Origin of the sequence: Bartonella sp. AU16XJBT, assembly GCF_028618665.1 — a bacterium.
Classification (GTDB): Bacteria; Pseudomonadota; Alphaproteobacteria; order Rhizobiales; family Rhizobiaceae; genus Bartonella.
The window spans coordinates 35,597-59,610 of the sequence record NZ_JAQITF010000008.1; the positions used below are offsets into that span (position 1 = coordinate 35,597).

At 37.1% G+C, this 24,014-nt stretch carries 16 protein-coding genes and 1 pseudogene; 6 read left to right on the forward strand and 11 right to left on the reverse strand.

Translation table 11 applies throughout. The features are described from left to right. Window positions 1–229: 229 nt before the first annotated feature. The 3 genes and pseudogenes from PVV66_RS05995 to PVV66_RS06005 all read right to left on the reverse strand — a co-directional run bounded on the left by PVV66_RS05995 (window position 230) and on the right by PVV66_RS06005 (window position 3,198). Window positions 230–1,139, reverse strand: a pseudogene (locus tag PVV66_RS05995) (4-(cytidine 5'-diphospho)-2-C-methyl-D-erythritol kinase). A gap of 238 nt (window positions 1,140–1,377) precedes the next feature. Continuing rightward, complete coding sequence (locus PVV66_RS06000; RefSeq protein ID WP_273718974.1) at window positions 1,378–2,223, reverse strand: S49 family peptidase; 846 nt, start codon at window positions 2,221–2,223, stop codon at window positions 1,378–1,380. A 186-nt stretch (window positions 2,224–2,409) separates the two neighbouring features. Beyond that, window positions 2,410–3,198, reverse strand: a complete 789-nt coding sequence (locus PVV66_RS06005; protein ID WP_273718973.1) for a tRNA1(Val) (adenine(37)-N6)-methyltransferase — start codon at window positions 3,196–3,198, stop codon at window positions 2,410–2,412. A gap of 259 nt (window positions 3,199–3,457) precedes the next feature. On the opposite strand from PVV66_RS06005, the gene PVV66_RS06010 reads away from it, so the two are divergent. From PVV66_RS06010 to glyS, 4 genes are all read left to right on the forward strand, one after another. Further along, window positions 3,458–4,474, forward strand: coding sequence for a polyprenyl synthetase family protein (locus PVV66_RS06010; RefSeq protein ID WP_273718972.1), 1,017 nt, complete (start codon window positions 3,458–3,460; stop codon window positions 4,472–4,474). A gap of 95 nt (window positions 4,475–4,569) precedes the next feature. Further along, window positions 4,570–6,264, forward strand: coding sequence for a tetratricopeptide repeat protein (locus PVV66_RS06015; protein WP_273718971.1), 1,695 nt, complete (start codon window positions 4,570–4,572; stop codon window positions 6,262–6,264). A gap of 98 nt (window positions 6,265–6,362) precedes the next feature. Further along, window positions 6,363–7,304, forward strand: coding sequence for a glycine--tRNA ligase subunit alpha (locus PVV66_RS06020; RefSeq protein WP_273718970.1), 942 nt, complete (start codon window positions 6,363–6,365; stop codon window positions 7,302–7,304). Continuing rightward, window positions 7,304–9,526, forward strand: coding sequence for a glycine--tRNA ligase subunit beta (gene glyS, locus PVV66_RS06025; protein WP_273718969.1), 2,223 nt, complete (start codon window positions 7,304–7,306; stop codon window positions 9,524–9,526). Before PVV66_RS06020 ends, glyS begins: the two co-directional genes overlap by 1 nt. A 1,533-nt stretch (window positions 9,527–11,059) precedes the next feature. Here the strand turns inward: glyS and PVV66_RS06030 are convergent. The 8 genes from PVV66_RS06030 to PVV66_RS06065 form a co-directional block, all read right to left on the reverse strand. Further along, window positions 11,060–11,554: a F0F1 ATP synthase subunit B gene (locus PVV66_RS06030; RefSeq protein ID WP_273718968.1), complete on the reverse strand. Its 495-nt coding sequence runs from the start codon at window positions 11,552–11,554 to the stop codon at window positions 11,060–11,062. Window positions 11,555–11,565: 11 nt separating this feature from the next. Beyond that, entirely contained in the window at window positions 11,566–12,132 is a 567-nt protein-coding gene (locus tag PVV66_RS06035; protein WP_273718967.1) for a F0F1 ATP synthase subunit B, read from the reverse strand. 129 nt (window positions 12,133–12,261) lie between these two features. Continuing rightward, complete coding sequence (locus tag PVV66_RS06040; protein WP_005773968.1) at window positions 12,262–12,492, reverse strand: F0F1 ATP synthase subunit C; 231 nt, start codon at window positions 12,490–12,492, stop codon at window positions 12,262–12,264. 54 nt (window positions 12,493–12,546) lie between these two features. Then, a complete protein-coding gene (locus PVV66_RS06045) occupies window positions 12,547–13,305 on the reverse strand; it encodes a F0F1 ATP synthase subunit A (protein ID WP_273719005.1) in 759 nt (252 codons plus the stop codon). Window positions 13,306–13,312: 7 nt separating this feature from the next. Next, window positions 13,313–13,747, reverse strand: coding sequence for an AtpZ/AtpI family protein (locus tag PVV66_RS06050; protein ID WP_273718966.1), 435 nt, complete (start codon window positions 13,745–13,747; stop codon window positions 13,313–13,315). A 1,822-nt stretch (window positions 13,748–15,569) separates the two neighbouring features. Further along, on the reverse strand, window positions 15,570–16,994 hold the full coding sequence (gene der / locus PVV66_RS06055) for a ribosome biogenesis GTPase Der (protein ID WP_273718965.1): 1,425 nt from the start codon (window positions 16,992–16,994) through the stop codon (window positions 15,570–15,572). Window positions 16,995–16,998: 4 nt separating this feature from the next. Then, window positions 16,999–17,670, reverse strand: coding sequence for a tetratricopeptide repeat protein (locus tag PVV66_RS06060; protein WP_273718964.1), 672 nt, complete (start codon window positions 17,668–17,670; stop codon window positions 16,999–17,001). 592 nt (window positions 17,671–18,262) lie between these two features. Then, the gene (locus PVV66_RS06065) at window positions 18,263–20,035 is read right to left on the reverse strand and encodes an SLC13 family permease (protein ID WP_273718963.1); all 1,773 of its coding nucleotides are present in this window, start codon (window positions 20,033–20,035) and stop codon (window positions 18,263–18,265) included. Window positions 20,036–20,389: 354 nt separating this feature from the next. On the opposite strand from PVV66_RS06065, the gene PVV66_RS06070 reads away from it, so the two are divergent. Next, window positions 20,390–22,096, forward strand: a complete 1,707-nt coding sequence (locus PVV66_RS06070; protein WP_273718962.1) for a hypothetical protein — start codon at window positions 20,390–20,392, stop codon at window positions 22,094–22,096. Between the two features lie 149 nt (window positions 22,097–22,245). Further along, window positions 22,246–23,607 (forward strand): Na+/H+ antiporter NhaA, encoded by a 1,362-nt coding sequence (gene nhaA / locus PVV66_RS06075; protein WP_273718961.1) that lies wholly within the window; start codon window positions 22,246–22,248, stop codon window positions 23,605–23,607. Window positions 23,608–24,014 lie beyond the last annotated feature (407 nt).

A 24,014-nucleotide genomic window follows, 5' to 3' on the forward strand; every position in this document is an offset into this window, starting at 1 on the left:
TTTTTTGCAAGCGTTACAGTTTTAAATAGCTCTTCAAACATTGCGTGAATTATTGCACAAAAGGTAGAAATAAAATACGAAATTAAAGACTATCTTATCGTCCATTTTCTCTTCTAAAAGATTATTATAGCATGTATTCATTTTATCTAAAAAACAAAAAAAGAGATTTCTTTAGTTCCCTTCTTCATTCTGTATAATAGAATCATGATAAAATGAAAGCCTTTATTTCTCAAATAGCCCCCAAAGTCATGATCGGTTTAACAAACCAATTTGGGTGCATTGATTTGATAAAAAGAGCTGCCTGTTGCGCTGCTTGTTGATTTTTAAAAATGCCAAAACAAGTTGCCCCCGTTCCGGACATGCGAGAAAAAAGAGAGCCACATTCATCTAATATAGATAACACTTGTGTTAACTGAGGTGCCATTTTTAATGCTGGAGAAAAAAGATCATTTCGCGTTTCTTGTAAAGCTTCAACCAATAAATCAACACTCTTTAAAGCGACTGGATCAATTTTTAAAGGAGAATGATGGCGCTTGTCTAACGCTTTAAAAACAGCTTGTGTTGAAATCTCTTGTCCATGATTAACCAATACTATCGCAAGAGAACAAGCTTCTTTGAGTCGTATAATCTCTTGGCCAATCCCTTTAACCAAAAGTGGCTGCTGATATTCCAATGCAAAAAGACACATGGGAATATCAGCACCAAGGATTAAACTCATTTTTGCTAATTTTTCGCAAGAACAATCAAGATTCCATTGTCGACGCAATATACTGATAACCCCTGCGGCATCACCTGAGCCACCACCAATGCCTGAAGCAATAGGGAGTGTTTTTACAAGTCGAAAAAAAGCAGGTTGAGCACTTTCAGGGAAAGTCTTATGCATAAAGTCTCGTGCGCGAATAACCAAATTGTTTGAATGAGACACAAGTTCTTTTGCAAACGGTCCCGTTAAAACAAACCGATCACTTTCACAAGGCGCGTAGTGTAGACAATCACCGCTCAGACTAAAATAAACCAAACTTTCTATTAAATGATAACCATCAGCACGTTGCCCTACAACATGCAGAGCTAAATTCAATTTAATGGGTGTAAACACATAAAACATGTCTTTGGAACGAAACTAGTACATCCGATATCATATGACGTAATATTCACTTTTATAGGGTTCTTTTACAACTATCCCCTTTTATTCATACTTTTAACACCAACCCTATAAACAGTTCGAAATATTCTTAATTTTTTCTAAAAAAACAATAAATATTATGAAGAACTCTCATAAAATAAACGACACGTTCTCATTCGTATCATTTCAAGCATTTTTTCTTTTAACATTTGTTTTTTAGATAAAAAAAACTCTTGCTTGAATGATCCTGTCTATCACAAACCGTAACGCTGCCAAAGCGCCCGCTCTTCTGCTGCCATCAATGCACTATCAACAGCCGTATAAACTGTATGAGCAGTCACTCCTGAAGGCGTTTTAAACCCTAAAAAACTTTTTGGAGGTGTAATAAATCGAAGTTTTGCATCACTACCAAAGCGCTCCTTAATAACAGAACGGACATCATTCAACCCGTCAATTAGACCAAGTTCAACGCTTTTTTTTCCACTCCAAAACATTCCTGTAAAGAGATTCGAATCATCTGATAATTTTGTAGCACGCCGTTCTTTAACCAAATCAATAAAAGTTTGATGCACTTCAAGTTGGAGAGATTTCAAATGCTCAATATCTGCCTTTTTTTCAGGCTGAAATGGATCGAGTGTAACTTTGTTTTTTCCTGCCGTATATACACGCCGCTCCACACCAATTTTTTTCAAAAGTTCCGGAAAACCAAAAGAAGCTGAAACCACCCCAATGGAACCAACAATCGAAGAAGGATCTGCAAAAATTTCATCCCCCGCGCAAGCAATCATATAACCACCAGATGCCGCGATATCTTCAATAAATACAAGAACCTTTTTATTTTTTTCTTCTGCTAAATCGCGGATACGCTTGAAAATAAAACGTGATTGCACTGGAGAACCACCAGGAGAATTAACAATAATTGCAACAGCCGGTGCTTTTTTGTACGCAAAAGCCTTCTCTAAAAGATTAGCACATCTACTGAGGGAAAGCGTACGAGATATAGATGATGAATCCATAATCGCCCCTTTAAGGCGAACAACAGGAATTTCAAGTTTATTGGAAGAAAAACGGCGTGGAATAAGATTTTTTAAAATATCCATCAAAACAAAATCTCCTTAATTTAAGAACAATTAAATAGGCAAGGACAACAAAAAGGAAAAACGCGATAGCATCCAAAAGCGCCAATCAATCCCCACATTACAACCAGAAATATAACTTCACCCAAAGCTACGCCTCCTTAATAAAGTTTAGACTTTAAATAATAAACTGAAAAACACAAGAGACCATTACAAAAGTTCCCACAAGCTTATATATCCATTATTGATTGCATCAATCCGTGGTGAAAAAATATGGCTATTCCCTTCATGTATAACCAATGCCGGTAAAATAGATAAAGCTGCTCTACTCCCCCGTTTTGCGTAAAATAAAAGACGAATTGCCGGAGTTGTTGCACGTGCATGAATGGGAATGATACAGATACCACCAAAGCGGCCTTCTAAAGCATGCAAGATATCCCTTAGAGATTGTGGACGCGCAATGAGCCCTAAATATCCACCTGGCTTAACGATGGCTGCCGCACTGCGTAACCATTTATCAAACATCGCTTCAGGCATAACGTGTGCTTCAGATTTTTGTTTATCAGGTGTCTTACGATCGTTAGGATTATTAAAAGGTGGATTCATAATGGCAAAATCAAAGCTATTATTTATCAAACCTGCTTTTATACGAGCATTCCCTTTGAGAGTAACATCTGCTTCTAGCAAACAAATCCGCTCAGCAAGTTTTTCATTTTGCTTTAGCATAAGTGTTTTTTGTGCATAAGATACCATAAAAGATGAGCGTTCAACCAATGTAACATGAACTTGCGGACAACGCGAAGCAACGGCCAACCCTGCTGCTCCAGCCCCCGCCCCTAAATCAACAACCTTTCCCTTTAAATCAGTGGGTACCAAACTAGCTAATAACATAGCGTCTATCCCAGAGCGATGACCATATACACGTGGTTGAACCAAATAAAATTTCCCACGATGAAAACTGTCTATTGTTTCATCATTCTGATTCGCTATTTTATCCATCTGAAAGCCTAATGTTCACTATAAACTGAACTTTTCTTATCAATGACTACTTAAATAAAGCTGTTGCAAATTGTTTCCTTATCCCTCATAGAAACAATATTATACAAGCTTTTAAAATATACTCTTGCACATATCATTCAAAGTTTGCACTTCAAAGCAACATCAAAAGCTTGAGTCAAAACAAAACCCCCTTTATGCTAATATTCAAGAAAATAGAATTCATAGATGTCCATTGCAATACTCTAGGAGTCAACATATTGTGAGTGTAGCCACAAAACTAGATCAAACACAAAATAATCAAATATCTCTCCAATCCCTCATTAGTCTTACAAAAAATGATATGGAGCGTGTCAATCGATTTATCCTCTCTATGGCAAAATCAGAGGTTGAAATGATCCCTGAAATTTCTAACCATCTTATTTCATCAGGAGGAAAACGGTTACGCCCAATGATCACATTAGCTTCTGCTCATATGTTCGGCTATCAACATGATGGGCATATAAAACTCGCAACAGCCGTTGAATTTATGCACACAGCGACCTTGTTACACGATGATGTGATTGATGAAAGTGATCTACGACGTGGAAAATCTACCGCACGAATGATTTGGGGAAATCAAGCAAGTGTCCTTGTTGGAGATTTCCTGTTAGGACAAGCTTTTAAAATGATGGTCGATGTTGGCTCTATAGAAGCGCTCTCTGTCCTAGCAAACGCTGCTGCAATTATTGCTGAAGGAGAAGTTATGCAACTTTCTGCCGCAAAAAATATCAAAACAAGCCCTTCAGATTATCTCAAAATTATCAATGCAAAAACAGCAGCACTTTTTTCAGCAGCTGCCGAAGTAGGCCCCATTGTTGCTGGTTATGGAAATAAAGAGCGTTCTGCATTACGGGAATATGGAACATCTTTAGGATTAGCTTTCCAATTGATTGATGATGCACTTGACTATAGTGGTAGTGCTCAAAACTTAGGAAAAAATATAGGGGACGATTTTAGGGAAGGAAAGATCACAATGCCTGTTATTCTCGCATATGAGCGTGGGAATATGGGTGAAAAAGCTTTCTGGAAACAAGCACTTGAAGATGGCAATAGCAATAATGAAGCCTTCGCACACGCGCAACACTTAATGGAGAAATATAATAGCATCACAGATACGATAGAACAAGCGCGCATCTATGGAAAATATGCAATTGATGCTCTTATTCCCATGAATGAAAATCCCGCTTATAATGCTCTCGTTGAAACTGTTGAATTTTGCATTGCGCGCGTAAACTGAATTCTTTGCAAGAATCGCAGTATTTCTAAAAAAAGTAATGAGATATGATTTATAAACGACACAATCGATTGATTATCTTGAAAAGGATTAGCTCCATGTGCTCTGCAACGGTATCCCGACTTTTTACCCTCTTGATCGTGGGTATCACGCTGATGCCATCCCCTACCTACAGTAAAATAAGCACGGCGACTCATACAAGCTCATTTACAGGTGCTTATTTAGCCGGAAGAGTTGCAAATCATGAAAATAAAACAGATCTTGCTATCAATTATTTTAAACAGGCACTCGTTTATCAACCTGATAACATTGAAACACAAAAAGAGCTCCTGGAAGCTATGCTCTTGGTCGGAGACTTTAAAGGAGCTGTGCAACAAGCCAAAAAACTCAAAGAGCAAGATGTTATAACTCCCTTTGTTTCCTTAACGTTGTCAATAGAAAGTCTCATCAAAAGAGACTATAAGAATGCCAAACTTCTTCTGCAATTAAAAGAACCTGCAACAGCCAGTAACCCAATACCTGAACTCATCGGTGCTTGGATTACATTTGGATCTGGACAAAAATCTCAAGCAATTGCTGATCTTAAGAAGCTCAAAGGTCCTGTCTGGTATGAGCTTTTTATATCTTATCACCTAGCACTTATGAGCGACCTTGCAGAACAACCACAGGATGCAAAAAAATATTTTATTAAAGCATTGAGTAACAAACAGGGGACTCTTATCGCTCCTAATACCTATGAACGTATTATTATAGCCTATGCCTCATTCCAATTGCGCCATAATATGCGCAAGCAAGCTCTTCAGACAATCCAGCATGGTGAACAAATGTTGTCAGGTCGAGAAGTCTTCAAAAACTTTCGAAAAAAAATTGAAAAAAATACTTTCTTAGAAAGGTTGATTAAAACACCTCAACAAGGAGCAGCCGAGGTGTTGTACAATTTTGGAACAGCCCTTAACCATAAAAACTCAGGGCGCATTGCACGTATTTTCAAACAATTATCTTTCACCTTATACCCTCAAAATGACGCAATACTGTTTCAGCTCGCACATATTTCTGCTAAATTAGACGATCCTCATCAAGCAATTAAACTTTATCGCGCTTTATCCCCTCAATCTCCTTATTATAAAGATGGACAACTTCATCTTGCATTCCTTCTTGCCAATAACAACAATTATAAAGAAGCAATAAAATTACTCACATTGTTAAATAAAAAATTTCCCAATGATCGTAATATTTTGATAACGCTTGTTGCCTTTTATATGCAGGATCATAAATTTCTTGAAGCGACTAAAACTCTAGACCATGCTATTGCCCAGATAAAAAACTTTCAGCAGGACGATTGGAAACTTTTTTATCAGCGTGGTATTGCTTTTGAACGTCTAAAACAGTGGTCAAAAGCAGAAGTTGACTTGCGAAAATCACTTGAATTTTTCCCAAACCAACCGCAGGTTCTGAATTATTTAGCCTATTCCCTTGTAGAACGAGGTGAGAAGCTTGAAGAATCGCTCCATATGCTGCAAAAAGCTTCTGCTTTGCAAGCTCACAACAGTCATATTCTCGATTCTTTAGGATGGGCTTATTATAAACTAAAAGAATACAACAAAGCAGTCCAAATATTAGAAAATGCTGTCAGATTACAACCTGAGGATCCAACTCTGAATGATCATTTAGGAGATGCCTATTGGAAAGTTGGACGTAAACGTGAAGCAATATTTCAATGGAACCACGCAATTGACGGAAAACCTGAAAATTCTAAACAAATTCAAGAAAAATTGAAATTTGGTTTGCAATAAACAATGCTTAACCGTAAACCACATAAAATAATAAACTAAAGAGACTAAAATTTCTTTGGTTGCTATCTATATCGTTCAATATTTAAAGAGTATAAAGCGTGAAACTGCCGGAGCATCTAAACCCCAAACGTTCTTTTCAGGGACTAATCTTAACTTTGCAAAATTATTGGGCCCACTATGGATGTGCGATTTTGCAACCTTATGATATGGAAGTCGGAGCTGGAACTTTTCATCCAGCAACAACGCTACGCTCTCTAGGTCTACGGCCTTGGAAAGTCGCTTATGTCCAACCCTCTCGGCGTCCAACAGATGGCCGATATGGTAAGAATCCAAATCGTTTACAACATTATTATCAATTTCAAGTGCTTCTCAAACCTTCTCCGCCCAATCTACAAGAACTTTATATAAAGTCGCTACAAGCTATCGGGCTTGATACAAAACTGCATGATATTCGTTTTGTTGAAGATGACTGGGAAAGCCCAACCCTTGGCGCTTGGGGGCTTGGATGGGAATGTTGGTGCGATGGGATGGAAATCTCTCAATTTACTTATTTTCAACAAGTTTGCGGCATTGAGTGCGCCCCAGTTTCAGGAGAGCTCACATATGGTCTTGAGCGCCTAGCGATGTATATCCAAGGGGTTGATAATGTCTATGATCTTAACTTTAATGGTTTGGAGGAAGAAAACAAAATAAGTTATAGAGATATTTTTCTACAGGCAGAACAGGAATATTCATATTATAATTTCGAATTTGCTGATACAAAACTGCTCCACCAGCATTTTATTGATGCCGAACGCGAATGCAACGCACTTCTTGATGCTGGGAAACCCAATAAAGAAAATACATTACATCGCTGTGTTTTTCCTGCCTATGATCAATGTATTAAAGCGAGCCATATCTTTAATCTTTTGCAAGCACGTGGCGTTATTTCTGTAACCGAACGACAAAATTACATTCTTCGCGTTCGTGATCTCGCACGCCGTTGTGGGGAAGCCTTCTTACTCACAGAAGCTGGACAAATATACACTGGAGAAGCCTAATGTCTGATCTTCTTCTTGAACTTTTCAGTGAAGAAATTCCTGCACGTATGCAACGAAAAGCTGCTGCTGACCTTAAAAAAGCTGTCACGGATCAACTTGTGAATGCTGGATTGACCTATAAAGCTGCTCGTGAATATTGGACACCTCGTCGACTAACATTGGACATACGCGGACTTTCTATCCGCTCAAAAGATGTCCATGAGGAACGAAAAGGGCCCAGTACAAAATCACCACAACATGCAATTGATGGCTTTCTACGTGCAACGGGGCTCAACGATATTTCTGAAGCACATATTGGGCATGATGATAAAAAAGGTGATTTTTATATTGCTAAAATTGTAAAAAAAGGCAGGGCAGCAGAAGAAATTATTGCCGATATTTTACCAGATATTATCCGTAACTTTCCGTGGACAAAATCCATGCGTTGGGGAAAAAATTCAGCAAAAAGTGGTGCTCTCAAGTGGATTCGACCTTTACAAAATATTCTTTGCATCTTCGGACCAGAAATTGGTGAAACGCATGTTATTCCGTTTACAATTGGTTCTCTTGAAAGTAACAATCTAACTTATGGTCATCGTTTCTTAAGTGACGGAAAGCCATTCCAAGTGCGCCGTTTTGATGATTATGTGACGCAACTTGAAACTCATAAAGTCATTCTGGATGCCGAAAGACGAAAGAATATTATTTTAGCTGATGCCCAAAATCTTTGCTTTGCAAACGGTTTAGAACTGGTTCAAGATAATGCACTCCTAGAAGAAGTTGCTGGTCTTGTTGAATGGCCTGTTATCCTTATGGGTGATTTTGACAAATCATTCCTTGATATTCCTCCCGAAATTATTCGCTTGACCATTCGGGCCAATCAAAAATGTTTTGTCACCCGGAAACAAGGAGAAAAAATAAAGCTTTCTCATCATTTTATTCTTGTTTCTAATATTCTTGCAAATGATGAAGGCAAAGAAATTTCGAAAGGAAATAGTAAGGTTGTCCGTGCCCGTCTTTCTGACGCACTCTATTTTTGGCAAACAGATCAACGTGATTTGCCCGATATCCAACAATTGGAATCTTCTATAAAAAAGTTTGATCTTGATATAAAAAAACCTCTCGATCAGAGAATGGCACGACTTGATCATTTGAATGTAACTTTTCACACCAAATTAGGCACGCAAGGTGCAAGAGTAGAACGCATCGCTACACTCGCACAAAAAATTGCACCTTTGATACAAGCAGATCCTCTCTTAGCGAATCGTGCTGCAATCCTTGCAAAAGCTGATTTGCAAACAGAAATTGTCGGAGAATTTCCTGAACTACAAGGGGTTATGGGGTGCAAATATGCCCTTCTTCAAGGGGAAGATCCTCGCGTAGCTGTAGCCATTGAAGAGCATTATAAACCTCAAGGACCAACAGATCGTCTTCCGCAAGAACCACTTGCTATAACCATTATGCTCGCCGACAAAATTGACATGCTGGTTGGCTTTTGGCTCATTAATGAAAAACCAACGGGCTCGAAAGATCCCTATGCGTTAAGACGAGCAGCCTTAGGAATTATTAGGCTTGTACTTTCGCGGGATTGGAAAATTAATCTCATGCCACTGTTTCAGTTGGCAACGAATCTTTTCGTACAACAAAAAAATAAACATGAAATCTCTCAAAGAGAAAATCCACAATTGCAAAATCTTTTTCCAGAAAAAACAGAAGCTATTTTATCTGATCTGTTATTCTTTTTTCATGACCGCCTAAAAATCTATCTAAAAGAAGAAGGGGCTCGCTACGATGCTCTTGAAGCCGTTTTAAATAAAGATTCTGATGATTTTTTATTGGTTGCACGTCATGTCGAATCTCTTATTGCTTTTATCAATACCCATGATGGAATGAACTTTGTAGCCTCGGTAAAACGTACTGCCAATATTCTTGAAAATGAATTTCAAAAAAACACAACAATCGCAAATGAAATTAATCCTGATCTCTTTATTGAGACAGAAGAAAAGCAGCTCTATCATGCAATCTGTGAAGCAGAAAAAAAGGTTCTTGCACCCATCAATGCAACAAATTTATCATGTGCACTCGATATTCTAGCGCCACTTGGAAAATTGATTGACCTATTTTTTGAAAAGGTATTGGTGAACGATAAAAACCCCGATGTTCGCGCCAACCGTCTTGCTCTTCTTAAACGTATTCACACAATTACACAAGCGGTTGTAGACTTCTCAAAACTTGTCCTTTAAACTTAAAATGTCCATTAACTGATAAGAAATAATAAAGATAAATTTTTTCTTCTTTTTATTAATGAATATTCCAAAATCTTAAAAAGAAGTTTCCCGTGAGATTTGACCTCACTTTAAAAAGCAGTAGAATTTTTATCGTCAATGACACTTTATATCGTAATATTTTCTTATCATAAGTCCCTTCTCTCTTATTGCATCAATCAAAATCATATTCTTGCACGTGACAAGCAGGAGTAGTTTGTTGGTAACATATTGAAGACAATAGTCAAAACGCTCCTCATGAACGGAGCCAAGTGCTGTTGCAAAATTAGGAGAATTGGCCAAGTAATATAAATGCTATTGATCTGAATTTTTATTAAAACAAAAAGATGGTTACGCTCAGTAGATTTTATACACTTTACGGGGAGGTGCTACTTTTCACAGATATCGTCGTAAAATAAAGGAAGAGTATATGTTGGAAAATATCTTTTAAAAACAAGTATATAAATGTTTAGCACATAGGTATTCTGTAAGACAAAATGCCATTGGATTGCGCATTCATTGGCTTTTTTAAAGAAAAATTTCTTAAGCCCCCCAAGCCCTTTTCACAACAAAACCCATGAATGGTATTGTGATAAAGCCATTGAGTACCACCATCTTTACCGCTTATAAAGGAGAGATCGAGCTCCGTCACACACTTTGCCTTCCCCAAATGCTACCGATAACCCTTAGCTTTTGAGACGATTCATAAGAGAGTATTCTTTCTTGTAGAATTTTTTCCCACAAACCACCCCCGCTTGTCACGTGTAAGAAAATGATTTTGATTGATTCAATATAAAACAGATTTGAAATGAGAAAATCTTACGGTATTCAGGATTCTAATCCAAATTGAACAACGATAAATTAGTTATATAAATCAATATATTGCATATTAAAATACTCTGTTTTTTTATAAAGAGCGTACTTCCATTTAAAAACATTTCTCTGTGAGTTTTGAGATAACTTTTAAAAAATTATAGAATCTCCAGTGAAAATGATACTTTGTAATGACTTGTCAAAAAATTGAATAAATCATCAAAAAGCAAAATTATTGATTTATAATAACCAACTTATCGTTTTCGCATATTCAATGAGAATATAGAAAAAAATCTCTTACTTTAAACTCTTCCATCATGAGTGATAACCGTCTTCAGATGATGGCGATAGATAAGAGAGATAAAAAACTGATAAAAAGAATTCTTAAAAAATGAGAGAGGTGCTTTTCATAAAACCGCTAAATATAAAAGCAGTTGTTCAATACAAAATGGGCGTAATATCTTAACTGATAACACAATAACGCTACTCGCTTATCGCTTCATAAAAATAAAGACAATAGCACTCCTCATTATAATCTTTATGAATAGAATCAAAAAACGAATCTAAGCTAGGGAATAGTGCTCTCTAAACTCAATGCATAACCAATTCAAAACTAGCATCACGACATAATAGATTAAAGCATTCAATAATGAAAAAATTATGCACCTAAAGAAGCAGTTTCTTATCTCTAAAACACCATTAATTAAGATGTGTTTTCATTTTGCTCAATGATTCTTTCGAAAGAGTTTCTTTAACGAGTTCATCTGCCCCGTTAGAATCTAATTCCTTTGCGATAAGAATACGTGCCGTAGAAATTGCCAAATCGATAGCCGATGCAGAAACCATGCGTATTGCATCCGCTTCTGCCTGAGCGATTTTTTGCTCTGCCAATTTATTGCGGTTTTTTACATATTCTTCTGCTTTTGTACGCGCCTCAGCAATAACAGATTCAACTTCATGCTTTGCTGCTGCAATAATTTCTTGCGCATCTTTTTCTGCTTCCGCGTGTTTGCGTTGATATTCAGCTAATATTTCCTGTGCCTCTTCACGAAGACGCAGAGCCTCATCCAACTCATCTTTGATACGCTTTGCGCGTGCATCAAGATGGTGTATAACCTTCTGTGGAATTTGGAAATAGACTAAAAGAGCTAAAAAAAGAACTAATCCAACAAAAGCCCAAAAAGTATCACTCATCTTTGTCTTCCTCAATAATCCGCAGTTTTCACAACTGAATGAACAACCTCTTTGCTGATATCAACATCAATTAATTTTTTCACAATTTCAAGGGCGACTTCTTCAGCGATAGAACCAACATTTTGCATCGCTTTATCCCGAATTTTTGCTATCTGTTTTTCAGCATCTGCAAGTTTTTTCTCTAAACGCTCTTCAATTTCCTGCCGTTCAAGTTCAGCCTTTTCTTTTAATTTTTCACCAGCTGCTTGTGCTATAGTATGAGCTTTCAAACGTGCTTCTGCTAATTCCCGCTCATAAGTTTCAACAACAGTGTCTGCTTCCTGCTTCATGCGCATTGCTTGATCTAAATCAGATGCAATTCGATCTCGACGTGTTTCAATAACACCACCAATACGCGGCGCAATCACACGAGAGATAAACAGATAAAAAAGTCCGAAAGAAATTGCCAACCAGAAAAAATGCGAACTAAAATGAACAAAATCAAAAGGCGGAAACACACGATTTGCATGCTCTGCCACTTTTTTGATATGTTCTATCGACGTTTCAGTGTTCTGTGCATAAGCGCTGGAAACAAACATCTTCTTTCATCCTTTAAATAGCTTAAGCCCTCTATCCCCGATGATAATTGACGAACATTTTTCTTAATTGAGAGCTAAAAGGGTAAATCTTTCCTCATAGCGAGAACAAACATACCCTTCTGATGATGATTAAACCCCAAAAAGAAGTAATAAAGCAATGAGCAATGAAAAAATACCCAAAGCCTCTGTCACAGCAAAACCAAAGACGAGACGTCCAAACTGACTATCTGCTGCTGATGGATTACGTAATGCACCAGAAAGATAGCTCCCAAAAATATTACCAAGCCCTAAAGCTGTTCCAGCCATACCAAAGCAAGCAAGACCAGCACCAATATATTTTGCTGCAAGCACCATTTCCATATTATTCTCCTTTAAAGCGAAATTGCACTATTCGACGGAAAACCGCCAATTCTATTAATGTCCTGGATGAATTGCATCATTAAGATACATACAAGTTAAAACTGTAAAGACGTAAGCCTGAAGAAATGCAACCAAAAACTCAAGAGCCGTAATCGCTACAGTCATAATAAGGGGCAAAATCGAACCACCAACGCCTACGATTCCTACCCCAATCATTGAAACAACAAACCCAGCAAACACTTTGAGCGTAATATGACCAGCAAGCATATTCGCAAAAAGACGAAGAGAAAGACTGATGGGGCGAGAGAGAAAAGAAATAATCTCAATCATTGTCACTAGAGGCAAAACTACCACAGGAACCCCACTGGGAACGAACAGTTTCAAAAAACTGACCCCATGCTTATAAAAGCCATAACCAATCACCGTTAAAATAACCACCATTGCCAACGAAAACGTGATCATGATCTGAGAGGTCACCGTATAAAAATAGGGGAAAAGACCAATAAAGTTAGCAACCAAAATAAAAGTAAACAGAGAAAAAACTAAAGGGAAAAACTGCATTCCCCGCACACCAGATGATTCCCGCAGAGTCGACGCTACAAACTCATAGGCCATTTCTGAAAGAGATTGCATCCTCGTTGGAACTAATCCACGACTTGATGATGAAATAAAGAGAAAAACGGAGGTTATAACAACCGTAACGACTGTAAACAATGATACATTTGTAAATGATAAATCCATATTTCCTATGGAAATCTTAATCAGCCGTGAAACCTCAAACTGATGAATAGGATCTGGAGCGTGCGCTGTCACTTCAACCTCATTTATCGGACCTCTCATGGGCCCCTTTATTTTGTTCATCTTGGCGCAATACGCCTTTTTGTCCTAATTGACTGGAGGAAACATATCCCACAGACCGAAGAATACTCAATACACCAGCAGCAAATCCAAGAAAGAGAAAGAACACCAATCCCCACGGCCATGAACCTGCTAACTTATCAAACCCCACCCCCAAAACAACACCAACAATAACACTTGCTAGAAACTCACTGGAAAGCTTAATCGCATCCGCTATCCTTCCTTGTGATTTTTTCCGCCTATCCTTATGCTCCCGCTTCCTTAACGCTTGCTTACGTCCTAAAGCTACGCTTAAGTTTTTACTACGACATTCCAAATCCTCTGAATGAAAACACCCTCTTTGCTTTTTTTCTTCAGCCTCCTTGCGGCTTGTAACGGGTTTTTCGCCCATCGCCATCATCGGCTCCTTTATCAAAAAGCAAAGTAAAAATGCATCTCATAAAACCGTGTGCATCATATTGTTCCCGAATTTATTCGTCAAGACACTAAAAGAAATCTATCACAAATTATCGTATAAATTTTATCGCATAAGTAACCTATTTTTCAATTCACATGATTTTTTTAAAAGATATTTCTTAAAGCCCCTAAACCAATTCCACAACATCACCCAAGAATACATAAAAGCTTCCGTAAATAATATAAAACTTTTAAGTTCTCCATCTTTATGCTTATGAAGAAACAAGCTGGCACCCTTATACACTTTGTTAACTCCAATGTTGCAACAGTCCTCGTCTTGAAAGAACGCATAAAAGACTTTTCTTTAATCGTTTTTACTCAGACATCAATCCGACTTGTGATGGCAAGGACACCATTTTAATTAATTCAATATGAACATGTTTGAAATATAAAGAAGCGTACGATATTTTGTGTTCTTAATTCAATATAAAAAGTGATAATTTATTATTATAAATCAAACTATTATTAAATTAATAACACTAAACATTAACACACTTGCACATCATCATTCTAGCTTGCAAACAAATGGAATGCTGTCTTGTTTTCCGTCAAAATCATATTTTTCCTCATATCATTTAAATATTCTGAACGTATGTAAATTCATCTACCCAAAACATACAAAATATATCGTGTAACACTTTGATAAGATAGCACAAACATAACTGATGTCTTATTCTTGGTAACAATAATATACTAAACACATATTCACTGAATGTGAATCAATCGCGTAGGCTTTACCCATCATGCGTTAAGGGAAATGGAAGCTATTAGTTTTTTTGCGTTATTTTAGCGCAACGTATTTATTTATAAGGATAATTTATAATTTTCACCTTTAAAAAGAACTCTGATAAGATATTCTTGCGTATTCATATTGAAGTCATCAAAACTGTTTTTGTATATCACAAGAAGGGTTTATGTGTGCTTAAAAACGGTTGAAAAATTGCTTTTTATGCTCTCTTTCAAAACGAGAATTGGTACAAATAGAATTGATACACCCTTGAAAGCTGAAAATAATATGAACGCATTAGCTTGTGGCTTTTATTCAAGTAAACTTGTACTTTTTGTTTAACTGAAAATTCTCAACGGGTTGTATATGATTCCACTTGCAAGGTATTTTACGTTATCCTCTATTTACAGACACCATCGTGAAATAGGCTTATAGAAGCACAAAGAGATTTTTCTTTAAGTACGAGATATAATAAATTTACAATTTTAAATAGAGCTCAATAAAACTTGAATACGACCGCTATACCGCTTTATACAATTTTAATCCACTTTTTGAATCTCACCCTTTGCAATTGAATATTATTAGATTCCGCAGATATTTTTGCTTTTTATTTAGAAAAACTATCGCAAGCAAAAGCGCTTATGAATACCGTCTATTTTTATGAAAAGATAATTTAATGCTTCTTTTCAAATGAGCATCATCATTATATTTCCCTCCCCTCAGATTGCATTTATTTTTGCATTAAAATACACTCTTAAAAGGATTGTGTGCTCTTTCTTAAATACTCCCCATTAAATTCTTCTCATAACATGCGCATAGAGAATCTTTATCAAGAGAAAATAAAATGAGAAAGCTCTATAGCACTCATGATAAATGATTATTGATGAATCAAGACTTTAGAAAATAAAAATTTTTTTCTTTTATAAAAAAGGAGATGATTGTCTGTTGAAGTTATCATTTCATTTTCGATATTTAGAACACGACAAATCATGCAACAGCTTATTTTTAAGGTTCTATAGATTTCATTCACTTTTAATCATTTCTTTTGAGAGCGTGTCGCAAAAGGATTATCAGAAGCTCGTAATGATAGGCGCACTGGTATACCAGACATATCAAATGTTTCACGTAATCCATTGACAAGATAACGCAAATAGGACTGAGGCATGACTTTGGGACGTGAGCAAGAAATCATAAATCCAGGGGGACGTGTTTTCACCTGTGTGATATATTTAACCTTAAGTCGACGTCCCGAAATCGCAGGTGGTGGATGATGTGCCACAACAGTTTCAAGCCATTGGTTCAATTTAGCCGTGGAAATACGGCGATTCCATACACGGTGCATGATCATGATATTTTCCATGAGTTTATCAATCCCTTGACCATATTGTCCCGATAAAGGAACAGCCCTCAAACCACGAACTTGAGGAAGAAATCGCGCACATTTTTCATGCAAATCAATCAATGTGGCCTGACTATTTTCAATAAGGTCCCACTTATTGAAAGCAATAACTGGGACACGCCCTTCACGAATCACAAGATCCGCAATTTGTAAATCCTGCTTTTCAAAAGACATCGTTGCATCAAAAACAATGACCACCACTTCAGCAAAACGAATAGCACGCAAAGTATCTGCAACCGATAACTTTTCTAATTTCTCTTGAATTTTCGATTTTCGACGTAAACCTGCAGTATCAAATAGTTTAATATGACGACCACGCCATTCCCAATCGACAGAAATAGAATCGCGTGTCAACCCTGCTTCTGGTCCTGTTAACAACCGATCTTGCTTCAACATACTATTGATAAGAGTGGATTTTCCTGTATTGGGACGCCCGGCAATGGCAATCCGAATAGGCTTACTTTCATCGTAAATAAGCCCCTCTTCTTGCAAATCTTCTATATCATTACCAACAGATGCAGGCTGTATCGTCATATCTTCTTCTTTGTTGTTGCCAAAAGCGCGCTCTGACCCAACAGCGTCTATAATGGCATCACGAAGATCGCTAAGTCCCAAACCATGTTCAGCCGATATTGGGCACGGCTCTCCCAAACCTAATGACCATGCCTCATACTCTCCCCCTGTTGCCGCTTTTGACTCAGACTTATTAGCAACGAGTACAATCGGTTTTCCTGATTTGCGAACCAGTGAAGCAAAATTTAAATCACTCGGTGTTATTCCGCTCTTTGCATCAAATACGAAGAAAATAAGATCTGCTTCATCAATCGCAGCTTTTGTATGAGAACGCATACGCCCCTCAAGTGTATGATCTCCTGCTTCTTCCAGCCCAGCCGTATCAATCACATCAAAACGTAGATCTTGAAGTTTTGCCGCATGAATACGCCGATCACGTGTTACACCCGGCTTATCATCAACCAAAGCCAATTTTTGCCCAACCAAACGATTAAAAAGTGTCGATTTCCCAACATTGGGACGACCAACGATAGCAATGGTAAGGCTCATCGATTTATTCCTTATTTGCCTTGCCCTCAGCTTGCATAAGCTCAAGCATCATTCGAGCCCGATCTGTCACTTTTGATCTCAGCGTCCCTTCTGCAGAAATTTTCTGAAAATAGTCAACGGCCTCATCAATCTTCCCTGCTTTATAAGCAGCTAAGCCCAAAGCCTCTCGTGCGGACATACGCATAGGATCAATATCACTTGCCATATCTTCGACGCGCTTTTTGACATCATCCAAAGTCCCTGTATCAACCAAAATATAGGCGGCTCGAATTTTTGCAACCTTTCGCAAAATCTGCGGTGCTTTCTCATCTGCTGCAACAGAATCAAAGATCTCTACCGACTTGATAAGATCACCTTGCTCCATGCGTAAAGAAGCCTCCCGCAAACGGGCAAGAAAAGGATATCCTCCAAAATGAGAGTCTTTAACATTCTCCAATTGCTTTATCGCCTTATCAAAATGACGTGTATCCGCAAAATTAAGGCTTTTTACAAATGCATCACCAATATGGCTGGCTTTCTTTATTTGCGCATGATGATAAATTTGATAAATAATTATCGTGAGAATGAAAAGAAGAGCTGCCCCAATAATTGAAAAACCATAACGTCTCCAAAAAGCAAGTGCTTTTTCTTGGCGAAATTCTGCATTAACTTCAGCAATAAAACTATCATACGACATATAACATACCTTGTAAAAAATTTACTTTCTACACTTTTACGCATAAATGGACAAAGATGGTAGTCCTCATTAAAGAAAAAGCTTTAAGTTGCTCTGTTTATTCATTTCAAAGCAATATGTATCCCAATTGATTAGTCTTTTGCAACTGTATCAATTAAAAACGACGCAAATATCCTTTTGCTTAACATGACAATTTTTATATAATTTGTTTTATATAATTTGAATTTATAAAAAAGATCACGACCTTAATATATAGATGCTTGTCGATAATGTTAACCATTCTTTCTTAATTCAATGTATACCAAAGACAATCTTTTAAAGCCCTTAAAAACAAATGGTTCCTTGTCTTCAATTGTAGAATGGCATTAAACACACAAACTTTTTACAAAAAACGATAGCTAAACTTCTCTCTCCCCCTCTAAAACCAAATAAACAAATTTGCACCCCACAGAAAAAACACTGGAGCGTTATTAAAAGAATGCTCTCCCCTAAGTTTCAAGTAAAAATTTTTATACAAAGTGTATCCCTTCAACTTAATCTTCATACGATTAACGACCTTTTGTAATCGATCCTTAAAGCTTCTAAAAATATCCTATTGTAATGGCCAAACCCACATAAGCATGGGAACAGCAACAATAACGATCAACACCGCCAATGGAGCCCCCAAACGTGGATAATCACTAAAACGATATCCTCCTGGCGCCATCACGAGCATATTGCTTTGATGTCCAATAGGTGTAAGAAACTCACACCCCGCACCAATTGCAACAGCCATCAAAAAAGCTTCAGGCTTATAATGAAGAGAATGAGCAAAACTTGACGCGATGGGTGCAACCATCATAACCGTTGCTGCATTATTCAAAAATGGCGTGACCAACATGGCTGTCACCAACATCAGTGCTAAAGCACCAGATGGCGGGAAAAATATTGCCAGTTGGCTCAGCCATTGACCAATGAGATCCGTACATCCCGTTCTCTCTAAGGCTTCACTCACTGGAATAAGAGCCGCTAAGAGGACTAATATTGGGCCATCTAATGCCTGATACAGATCACGCGCAGGCAAAACGCGAAAGATAACCATTGCAGCGGCTGCAGAAAAGAAAGAAAAAGCCACTGGAACAATATGAAAAGCTGTAAAAATAATGGCTATAAATAAAATGGCTAAAGATATAAAACCATGTCGTAAATTTCCAAACACAATATTTCGTTTTGCTAGGGGTAGACATTTCAATTCCCTTAATAAATTTGGAATAACCGCATCTTGTCCTTGTAAAACAATCACATCTCCAAGATGGAAAATAATATCATTAAGTCTTCCCCTCACCCTCTCATGTTGACGACTTAACGCAAGCAAATTGACATTATAGTGATCAAATAGGGAAAACTCTTTCGCACTAATGCCAATAAGAGGCGAATTATGCGTGATGACCGCTTCAATAATATCAATATCACTGTCCTTATCCCCTGTAGAAAGCGTTCGCTCCTTAGAAAACTCTAAACGAGCAGAATTCATCACACTATCTATTCCTGTATGTGACCCTTCCAGCAAAACAATATCATTTTCAGATAAAACAAAATCCGGTAGTGGCGAAATAAATACTTTGTTTCTGATAATTTGAATCACCATAACATCACCACTTGATGGCTTAACCAAATCAATAATACTTTTCCCCACAATCGGTGAATTTATTGGAATATGCACTTCTGCAACATAATTACGAATATCAATGGCTTTATCAAACGATCCACCTGAACGCACACGTACAGGCAAAAGCCAATAAAAAAAGACCAAATATAAAACACCAACCATCGCAATAACCGCACCAACTGGTGTAAAATCAAACATCGTAAAAGGTGTTCCTGCTAAACGTTCTTGCATCGCTGAAATAACAACATTGGGAGATGTCCCTATCTGTGTCATAAGCCCCCCCAATAAAGAACCAAAGGCCATGGGCATCAAAAAGACAGAGGGAGAAACCTGAGAACGACGCGCAAACTGAAAAGCGATCGGAAGCATGATAGCCAAAGCACCAATATTTTTAACAAACATTGATAAAACGACAACAGAAAGAACCAAAAAAGCTAATTGAAGACGCACCGATTTCACATCTGGCCATATCCGCTGAATAATAAATTCCATTATACCAGAACGTGATACAGCCGTACTGACAACAAACACACTTCCCACGATAATAACAATATCATTACTAAAACCGCTAAAAGCCTCCTTTGGACTGACAAGACCAAGAGCACACGCTATTAATAATGTACAAATAGCGACAAGATCATAACGAAATCGATCCCAAATAAAAACAACCATCATGAGACCAATGATCAAAAAGGCCATTATTTGATTTTCTGTCATAACACTCACCTCTCCCCATTAAATTATAATAAACAAAAACATATCTTTATATGTTTTAAATATTCTTATAAACAGCAGCAAGATAAAAGCGGACATAGGAATATTTTATGATAACTTAAAGTGATAAAAAATATGATGCGCATAAACTTATCTCTCCTTCATTATGCGTGCTTTTCTATAACGTGCTGAATCTAAAGAAAATCGATAAAAGTTGATAAAGTGATATTGCAAAAAAGCTGAGAATAACTCTAATATACAAGGTAGATGACTGTTGAAACTGGTACACGCTATATTTTAACCTTTGTCGTTGCTTAAAAGAGTTTATCTTCACTCTCAATTCAAAGAGTGATAAAAATGAAAGAAGAAAGAATGGTCAATCTTAATAGTGGGTATCAAAGTCACCTAAAATATTGGCTCACTTGCATTATTGGATTTGTTGCTATCTTGGCAATTATAATTGTGGGTGGATTTTATATCGCAAAACCCTATCTTGACAGTTTTGTCAAACAAGAGATAGCCCGTCGTGCTATAAAAGCAGAAAAAACTGAAGTCAGCATTCTAGGTACAGTCAATTTGAAGAATGTTACACTCCCCGTTCCAGCCGGTACATCACTTAAAATTGGTGCCATTTCTGCTCGTCCTCCTCTTTCCTTTATTCCTGGAACTTTTACATTTTATAATGTTGATTTAAAGCATAATAATATTCATGTAAAAATTCCCCAAATTTCTCTTAAAAGTGTATCCTTAAAAGACAAAGATAGAACAATCACATCACGTCTTTTACAATCAATGATGCGTATTGAGCTTGCCTCAATAAGTGCTCCTAATATACAGCTTTCTGTAGAAAATAGAAACAAACCAGCAGAAACAGTTGAAGTCAAAAATTTTCAGCTTTTTGATTTTAAAAAAGGTCATATTCGTTCCGTTAGTATCAAAAATATGGATTTTAAAACAATCGCAGTCAATGGTGATAAACAGATGCAGCTGATGGCTAAAAGTGATAGCATAAAAGCCAATGATATCGACATCAATTATGCCTATTCTATCATTTTCGGAAAAAATAACGCTCTCACTCAAGGAAAAACCGTTACTGGCCCTATTTCTCTGAACAATATAAGTGTCGATATTTTTGAAGAAGCAGAAAAAAATAGCTCTTTCTTCCTCGGCCAATTTAAAACATCTGGTCTAAAGATGAAACCACTTGAACAAACGCCTGAAAAATTGGTTAAAGCTTATCTTAATGCAAGAAAAGAGAAGAATAAAGTCGCGGAAAAAATAGCACAAAATGGTCTCCTTCTAAACATACTGCTCGCCATTACCTCAGCAGATGCCAAAGTTGATAATGTCACCGTTGATATTCCGCCCTTGAAAGCAACTCTCGAATCATTTCAATTTAAACCAAGCTTGTGGAAACACCCTATCCCCAAAAAGCTTTTTCTTTCTTTCAATAACCTTTCGGTTTTACCGAAAAAAATGAATGAAAAAGACTTAGAACTCTTTAAACAGATGGGGTTTGAACAAATCGATTTTTCAGGAAAACTTGATATTTCTTATGATGAAAAAAAACATATGCTCCTTCTTGATACAATGTCTTTCGATATGAAAGATGTTGGGTCTGGGAACATATCGGCTAAGGTTATTGATGTTGATGAGAAGTTTTTTTCTGGTCAACAAAATGTCATGATTGCTGCTTCTCAAAACATTGGCATCAATGAAATTGATATACAATATAGAGATGCAGGTTTTATTGATAAGCTTTTTTCTTATCTTGCGAAAAGCCTTAATGATAGCCAACATGATCTTAAAAAGGAACTCTATGATGATTTCTATTTAATGATGACGCAAACCCCAAAAATGCTGCTAAAAAATCATGACGAAGCAGAAAAAATTTCAAAATCCTTAGGTGAATTTGCTAAAAATCCACAAACATTGATCATTAAAATTAAAGCAAAAGATAATAAAGGGCTCACAATGGTTGATCTCGAATCTGCTCTACAAAATGATCTATCCAAGGTGTTAAACAAAGTAGACCTCGCTATTAAAAATGAAGCATCGCCTTAAACATATTGTGCTTTAAACATGATGATCTTGTCTATAAATTAAGAACTTTATTCCTCTTTTTGCTTTTATATGATACAGAAAACATCATAATAGAGTCACTATACACAGAGAATATAGAATCATAAAATTGTCGATAGTTGGAGTTGTTCATGTCTGATTTATCTTCAAATCGCTTGCCTAATCGCGCTTCTCGTGTCACCAATCAAGCGCTTTCTGCTATCGAGCGTTTTCTTCATATTGAAGCTCTTAGTGGTATTGTTCTTTTACTCGCTGCTGCTTCTGCCCTCATTTTTGCCAATTCTCAATATGCTGCTCTCTATGAATCTTTTTGGCATACACCTCTTGGCTTTAATTTGGGTCATTTCACGCTTTCATGGGATTTACATTTTTGGGTTAATGATGCCCTTATGACTATTTTCTTTCTCGTCGCTGGAATGGAAATTCGACGCGAAATTCATGAAGGTGCTCTTGCCGATTTTAAACAAGCAATCTTACCAATTGTTGCTGCAATAGGCGGCGTTTGTGTTCCTGCGATTATTTATTTCATCTTCAACTTTAACGAGGGACATATCCATGGTTGGGCTGTGCCAACAGCAACAGATATTGCCTTTGCTCTTGGTATTCTGGCGCTTCTTGGAAAAAAAATTCCTTCTAATCTTCATGTCATTCTTCTCTCATTAGCGATTATTGATGATATTATCGCTGTTCTTATTATTGCTTTTTTCTACTCAACAAACATTGATCCTAGTGGTCTATTGATTGCAGGGGGAGGTATTGCTCTGGTACTCTTTTTTCAATGGATCGGGCTTGCATCAGCATGGCTTTACATTTTACCTGGTGCAATCATCTGGTGGGGATTAATGGTAACAGGCGTTCATCCCTCACTTGCTGGTGTAATCTTAGGTATGATGACGCCCGTTTTTCCTACACGCACTCTTGTAGCGCCACTCACCATGCTCAGCAACGCTATGCAAATTCTCCAAGAAAAAAACACAAAAACAGATCTCCATCATATTTCAACTGCATTGAAAAAAATGCGTAAAGGGCAAAGGGCCATGATTGCTCCCGTAACACGTGTTCAAAAAGCTTTGCACCCATGGGTTGCATACGGTATCATGCCGGTTTTTGCCTTTGCAAATGCTGGTGTTAGTTTTGCAAACTTTGATCTTTCTTCTGGCAAATCATTCTTAATTGTTTTTGGTGTTGTCATTGGTCTTTTCGTTGGTAAGCCCCTTGGCATTATCACTGCTAGTTATCTAGCCGTGAAATCAGGACTATGCCGCCTTCCTCCTCAAATGACATGGGCCGGGATTTTACTCATTGGATTCTTAGCAGGAATTGGCTTTACAATGTCTATCTTTGTTTCAATGCTTGCTTTTAAGGATATTATCCTTCTTGATGCTGCCAAAATTGGGGTGCTTTGTGGTTCTGGTTTATCTGCTCTTATCGGTCTTGGATATGGATTTATTTATATTAAGCGCAACAAAGAAATTTCTCATAGTTCTGAATAAAACCAAACAATCATTTGCTTTGTTAGACTGATCTTTTAGCATAACCAAGGTGTTACCTACAGTTTTTGAAATGGGTGTATCTTCTTGTTAGGGTATTTTTATCTTATGTTCTTTCTGGTTAAAGGAACAAATTTGAAAGTCCCCATAAAAACATTAAGAACTGTTTTTTGTTTCATTGATCAGAGATAAGAATATTCAACTTCAAAAAGATTTGCTGTTATTATCGCCTCCGCTCTTAGCTTATTCTCTCTACTCAAATATATTTGTGCAGATCTCTACGAGTCGTTCTTATATCGCCATATGAGTATTTCAAGAGAATGAAAATATCATTATCATAACAGAAACTTGATAACCTTTTTGCATAACTTCTCTCTTCCAAACTTTTCAAAAAAATGCGCTGCAGTTTA

Bases quoted from the DNA above. Each gene is read 5' to 3' on its own strand.
- PVV66_RS06000 (WP_273718974.1), bottom strand. From the start codon at position 2,223: ATGGATATTTTAAAAAATCTTATTCCACGCCGTTTTTCTTCCAATAAA.
- PVV66_RS06005 (WP_273718973.1), bottom strand. From the start codon at position 3,198: ATGGATAAAATAGCGAATCAGAATGATGAAACAATAGACAGTTTTCAT.
- PVV66_RS06015 (WP_273718971.1), top strand. From the start codon at position 4,570: ATGTGCTCTGCAACGGTATCCCGACTTTTTACCCTCTTGATCGTGGGT.
- glyS (WP_273718969.1), top strand. From the start codon at position 7,304: ATGTCTGATCTTCTTCTTGAACTTTTCAGTGAAGAAATTCCTGCACGT.
- PVV66_RS06030 (WP_273718968.1), bottom strand. From the start codon at position 11,554: ATGAGTGATACTTTTTGGGCTTTTGTTGGATTAGTTCTTTTTTTAGCT.
- PVV66_RS06035 (WP_273718967.1), bottom strand. From the start codon at position 12,132: ATGTTTGTTTCCAGCGCTTATGCACAGAACACTGAAACGTCGATAGAA.
- PVV66_RS06040 (WP_005773968.1), bottom strand. From the start codon at position 12,492: ATGGAAATGGTGCTTGCAGCAAAATATATTGGTGCTGGTCTTGCTTGC.
- PVV66_RS06050 (WP_273718966.1), bottom strand. From the start codon at position 13,747: ATGGCGATGGGCGAAAAACCCGTTACAAGCCGCAAGGAGGCTGAAGAA.
- der (WP_273718965.1), bottom strand. From the start codon at position 16,994: ATGAGCCTTACCATTGCTATCGTTGGTCGTCCCAATGTTGGGAAATCG.
- PVV66_RS06060 (WP_273718964.1), bottom strand. From the start codon at position 17,670: ATGTCGTATGATAGTTTTATTGCTGAAGTTAATGCAGAATTTCGCCAA.
- PVV66_RS06065 (WP_273718963.1), bottom strand. From the start codon at position 20,035: ATGACAGAAAATCAAATAATGGCCTTTTTGATCATTGGTCTCATGATG.
- PVV66_RS06070 (WP_273718962.1), top strand. From the start codon at position 20,390: ATGAAAGAAGAAAGAATGGTCAATCTTAATAGTGGGTATCAAAGTCAC.
- nhaA (WP_273718961.1), top strand. From the start codon at position 22,246: ATGTCTGATTTATCTTCAAATCGCTTGCCTAATCGCGCTTCTCGTGTC.